The organism is Streptomyces sp. NPDC059455, from assembly GCF_042750115.1.
Classification (GTDB): domain Bacteria; phylum Actinomycetota; class Actinomycetes; order Streptomycetales; family Streptomycetaceae; genus Streptomyces; species Streptomyces endocoffeicus.
The window spans coordinates 1-5957 of sequence record NZ_JBHYVB010000366.1 but is presented as its reverse complement, the minus strand read 5'-3'; the positions used below and the strand labels follow the sequence as shown (position 1 = coordinate 5957).

Genomic DNA, 5957 nt, shown 5'->3' with positions numbered 1-5957 from the left:
TCCACCACCCGCTCCCGCTCACCGCACCCCAGCACCTCGACCTCGCTCACCCGCCGCGCCGGGTCCGCCGCCATCTGCTCCAGCACCCGGACCAGTCGCTCCGCCATCGTGTGCGCGGTGGCCTCGTCGAAGAGGTCCGTGGCATACAGCAGATCGCCGTCGATCCCCGCGGGGTTGCCCTCGCCGTCCCGGTGTTCGGCCAGGGTCAGCGACAGGTCGACCCGGGCCGCCGCGGCCCCGGGCGTCATCGGCCGCACCTCGACTCCCGGCAGTTTCCAGTCCTGGGGCGGCATCGTCTGCACGGAGAGCATCACCTGGAACAGCGGGTGCCGGGCCAGTGAGCGGGTGGGGTTGAGTTCCTCGACAAGGTGCTCGAAGGGCAGGTCCTGGTGTGCGTAGGCGGCCAGGTCGGTCTCCCGCACCCGGGCCAGCAGCTCCGCGAAGGTCGGGTCACCGCTCACATCGGTCCGCAGGACGAGCGTGTTGACGAAGAAACCGGCGAGCCCGTCCAGCGCCGCGTCGCCACGCCCCGCGACCGCCGTGCCGATCGGAAGGTCCTTCCCCGCGCCCATCCGCGACAGCAACAGCGCCAGCGCGGCATGTACGACCATGAACATCGTGGCGTCGCCGCGTCGGGCGAGCTCCACGAGCCGGGCATGGGTGGGCACATCGATCCGTACCCCGGCCGCCCCGCCACGGTGCGAGGACACGGCGGGCCGGGAGCGGTCGGCCGGAAGTGCCAGCTCCTGGGGTGCGTCGGCCAGGGCCCGCCGCCAGTGGTCCAGCTGGGCGCTGATCAGGCTGTCGGGAGTGTCCAGGTCGCCGAGGAGACGGCGTTGCCAGAGCGCGTAGTCGGCGTACTGCACCGGCAGCGGCTCCCACACCGGCGCCCGCCCCTCCCGACGGGCGGCGTAGGCCACTTCCAGGTCCTTGAGCAGCAGGTCCATCGTCCAGCCGTCCACCGCGATGTGATGCGCGACGATCAGCAGGACGTACTCCGCGGGAGCGGTCTTCAGCAGCCGGATCCGCCACGGGAGGTCGGCGCTGAGGTCGAAGCGCTCCTGGGTCTGCTCGGCGAGCACCTGCTCGACCCGGGCGGCGGGGGTGTCGAGGACGACCATGCGCGGGCGTCCGGCCGAGGGGTCGAGGACGTGCTGGCGCGGCACGCCGTCCGTTTCGGGGTAGACCGTGCGCAGGCTCTCGTGCCGGTCGGCGAGGTCGCCCAGGGCGGTTTCGAGCGCGGGCAGGTCGAGGTCGCCGGAGACGCGGTAGCGCAGTGGCAGGTTGTACGCGGCCTCGCCGCCCTCTTGGGCCTCCTCCATCTGGTTGACGAACCACATCCGCCGCTGCCCGAACGACAGCGGTACGACCTCCGGCCGCGGCTGCGGGGTGAGCGGGAGCCGCACACCGCCCCCACCGTTGAGCTGCCGGGCGACGCCGGCGACGGTCGGCTCGGCGAACAGCTGCCGGATGCTCAGCTCGGTGTCCAGGACGGCGCGGATTCGGGCGATCAGCCGCATGGCCTGCAGCGAGTCGCCGCCCAGCGCGAAGAACGACGCGTCGACGCCGACCTGGTCGAGGCCGAGGATGTCGGCGAACAGCCCGCACAGCGCCTCTTCGATGGGGGTGGCGGGGGCGCGGCGGCCGGTCAGGCCCGTGTAGTCGGGGGCGGGCAGGGCGTCGCGGTCGAGCTTGCCGTTCACCGTTACGGGGAGGGAGTCGAGTGTCATCACGGCGGCCGGAACCAGGTGGTCGGGCAGCCGTTCCGCCACGTACTCCCGTAGTCCGGCCGTGTCCGCTTCCTCGTCGGGGACGACGTAGGCGACGAGCCGACGGTCCCCGGGGCGGTCCTCGCGGACCACGACGGCGGACCGGCGGACGGTCGGGTGGGTGGCGAGGACGGCCTCGACCTCGCCGGGCTCCACCCGGAAGCCGCGGATCTTGATCTGGGTGTCGGCCCGTCCGACGACGACGAGTTGGCCGTCGGGGGTCCAATGGGCCAGGTCACCGGTGCGGTACATCCGCCCGCCGGGGGCGCCGGGTTCGTCGGCGGCGGCGAACGGGCAGGCCACGAAGCGCTCGGCGGTCAGCGCGGAGCGGCCGAGATAGCCGCGGGCCAGGCCGGGGCCGGCGAGGTAGAGCTCTCCGGTGACACCGGCGGGGACGGGCTGCAGGAACTCGTCCAGGACATACGTCTGCCCGTTCTCGAGCGGGCGTCCGATCGGTACGGGGGCGTCGGCGTCGGCCGGGGTGAGCGGGTCGCTCAGGGTGACGCAGACGGTGGCCTCGGTGGGGCCGTACGCGTTCAGCATCCGCCGCCCCGGCGCCAGCCGTGCCACCAGCGCGGGCAGGCACACCTCGCCCGCGGCCGCGACGGTGGTCACGGTGGCGGGCAGCTCGTCGGCGGCGGCGAGCACGGACGGCGGCGCGGTCAGATGGGTCACACCGAACTCTGCGGCGACGTCGGCCAGCGACCCGTACGGCGGCAGCATGTCCCGGTCCGCCATGACGAGGGTGGCCCCGGCGGGCAGGGCGGTGCAGAACTCGGCGAACGCGGCGTCGAAGCTGGGCGAGGCGAACTGCAGGACGCGTGCGCCGGGCCCGGACCCGAACCGGGTGATGTGGCTCGCCGCCAGGCTGCCCACTCCGCCGTGGGTCACCACGACACCCTTCGGGGTGCCGGTGGAGCCGGAGGTGTAGATGACGTACGCGGGGTGCGCCAGCCGCCGCGGCCGAACGCGGTCGGCGTCGCCGGGGGCGGTGGCCGGGCGTGTCGCCAGCGCGGCGGTCACCTCCGGGGCGTCGAGGACCAGGCGGGGCGGCGTGTCGGCGCCCAGCACGGCCTCGGTCCCGTCGGCGCCCAGCACCCCCTCGGGCCCACTGGTGCACATCGCGGCCTCGGCCCCATCGCCGCATGGCGCGGCCTCGGTCCCACCGACGCCCAGCACGGCCTCGGTCTCGCCGGTGCACAGCACCAGCCTCGGCCGGGCGTCGGCCAGCATGAAGGCGATCCGCCGCGCCGGATACCGGGGGTCTATGGGCAGATAGCCCGCGCCCGCCTTGACCACGGCCAGCAGCACGGCCATCAGCTCGACGGACCGCTCCATGGCCACGCCGACCAGGTCCTCGGGGCCGATGCCACGGGCGATCAGCTCGTGTGCCAGCCGGTTGCCGCGCTCCTCCAGCTCCGCGTACGTCAGGCCGTGCTCCGCCCCGACGACGGCCAGGGCATCGGGGGTCCGCCGCACCTGTGCCTCGAACAGCTCGGCCAGCGTGCCCTCCGGCACGCTGCGGGCCGTGTGGTTCCAGTCCTGGACGACGGTCGCCCGCTCGGCCGGGTCGAGGATCCGCAGTCGGCTGAGGGGCACGGTGGGATCGGCGGCGATCTGCTCCAGCACCGCCGCCAGCCGCCGGGCCAGGGCCTGGACGGTGGCCTCGTCGAACAGCCCGGTGGCGTAGAAGATGTCACCGCCGATACCGGCCGGGCCGCCGTCCTCGTCGCGGTGTTCGGACAGGTCGACGGACAGGTCGAAGCGGGCGGCGAGGGAGCCGGGCGGGGTGGGCCGGACCTGGAGGCCGGGCAGGTCCCACTGCGCGGGCGGAACGTTCCGCAGCGACAGCATGACCTGGAACAGCGGGTTGCGGGACAGCGAGCGCGAGGGCGCGAGGTCCTCGACGAGATGCTCGAAGGGCACGTCCTGATGGGCGTACGCGGCCAGGTCGGTCTCCCGCACCCGGGCCAGGAGTTCGGTGAAGGCGGGGTCGCCGCTCAGGTCGGTGCGCAGCACGAGCGTGTTGACGAAGAAGCCGGTCAGCCCGTCCAGCGCGGCGTCGCCACGGCCCGCGGTGGCCGTGCCGATGGGGATGTCCGTGCCCGCGCCCATCCGGGCGAGGAGCGCCGCCAGCGCGGCGTGCACGACCATGAACACCGTGGCCCCGCCACGCTGCGCGAGCCCGACGAGGCGGGCGTGGGTGGGGGCGTCGATCCGTACGGGGACCAGGCCGCCCGCGTACGACGACACCGCCGGGCGCGGCCGGTCGGCCGGAAGCGCCAGCTCCTGCGGCGCGTCGGCGAGGGCGTCGTGCCAGTAGGCGAGCTGGTCGCTCAGCAGGCTGTCCGCGTCGCCCCGCTCCCCCAGCAGCCGCCGCTGCCAGAGGGCGAAGTCGGCGTACCGCACCGGCAGCGGCTCCCACACCGGCGCCCGGCCCTGCCGGCGGGCGGCGTAGGCCGTGCTGAGGTCCCGCGCGAGGACGCCCATCGACCAGCCGTCGGCGGCGATGTGGTGGGCCACGATGAGCAGTACGTACTCGGTGGGTCCGGTGACCAACAGCCGCGCCCGCCAAGGCAGTTCGGTGCTGAGCTCGAAGCCGCGGCCTGCGTGCGCGCTCAGCTCCGCCTCGACCCGGTCCGCGGGGAGGTCGACGACCACGAGTGGCGGATGCGCCACGGGGCCGTCCAGCACCCGCTGCCGCGGAACGCCGTCGGTCTCCGGGAACACCGTGCGCAGGCTCTCGTGGCGGTCGGCGACGTCGGCGAGGGCGGCTTCCAGCGCGCCGGTGTCGAGGTGGCCGGAGAGGCGTAGCGCGAGGGGCATGTTGTAGACACCCGCGATGCCCCCGGCGGCCCCGGCGGCCTCTGCGTCTTCGCCGGTGGTCGCGAGCCGGTTGAGGAACCACATCCGCTGCTGCCCGTACGACAGCGGCAGGTGCTCGGGGTGCTGGGGGCGCGGCTGCGGCTCCAGCGGTGGCCGCGCGTCGCCGTGCTCGGCGTCGATCCGGCGGGCGGTGTCGGCGACGGTCGGAGTGGCGAACAGATCGGCGATGCGCAGTTCGCTGTCGAGGACGGGGCGGATGCGGGCGATGAGCCGCATGGCGAGGAGGGAGTCGCCGCCGAGCTCGAAGAAGGAGGTGTCGGCGCCCACATGGTTCAGTCCGAGGACTTCGGCGAAGAGCCCGCAGAGGATCTCTTCGGTGGGGGTGGCGGGCGCACGGCCCTCGAGGGTGCCCGCGGTGTCGGGGGCGGGGAGGGCGGCGCGGTCCAGCTTGCCGTTGACGGTGAGCGGCAGCGCGTCGAGGGTCACGATGACCGGGATCATGTACTCGGGCAGCCGGTCGGCGGCGAGGCTGCGCAGGGCCGCCGGGTCGAGCTCACCGGCGGGCACCGCATAGGCGACGAGGCGCCGGTCCCCGGGGCGGTCCTCGCGGATGACCACGGCGGCCTGGGCCACGGCCGGGTGGCCGCTGAGGACGGCCTCGATCTCACCGGGCTCGACGCGGAAGCCGCGGACCTTGACCTGCTCATCGACGCGGCCCGCGAAGACCAGATCACCCTCTTCGGTCCATTTGGCCAGGTCGCCACTGCGATACATCCGGCCGCCCGGGGCGGCGAAGGGACAGGCGACGAACCGCTCGGCGGACAGGTCCGGCCGACCGATATAGCCCCGGGCCAGGCCCGCACCGGCGATGTACACCTCGCCCGTACCGCCCACGGGCACCGGCTTGAGGAACTGGTCGAGCACATAGACGCGGGCGTTGGGGAGGGGACGGCCTATCGGCGGGGCCTCCTCCAGCGCGGCATCCAGCGGCGTGACGGTCGCGGTGGTGATGACGGTGGCCTCGGTCGGCCCGTAGGTGTTCCACACCCGCGCACCCGCCGACCACCGACCAGCCAGCTCCGCGCTCAGCCGTTCGGCGCCCAGCACCCAATTGCTGACACCCGGCACAGCATCCGGATCCAGCACGCCCAGCAGCGACGGCACCACACTCGCCACCCGCACCCCACACCGGCCGATCATCTCCGCCAGCGCCCGCGGGTCGTTGCGCTCGGCGGTGGTGGCGACGGCGAGGGTGCCACCGGCGGCGAGGGTGACGGCGACGTCGAGGACGGCGGCGTCAAAGCTGAACGACGCGAACTGCAACGCCACCACACCCGGGACCACACCCAACACCGGACGCAT

General features: G+C 74.0%; 1 protein-coding gene. It reads right to left on the bottom strand.

Going from position 1 to position 5957, the window contains the following annotated elements:
• A partial coding sequence (locus ACFXB5_RS52065) for an amino acid adenylation domain-containing protein (protein WP_385222739.1) occupies positions 1–5957 on the bottom strand: 5957 nt, incomplete at both ends.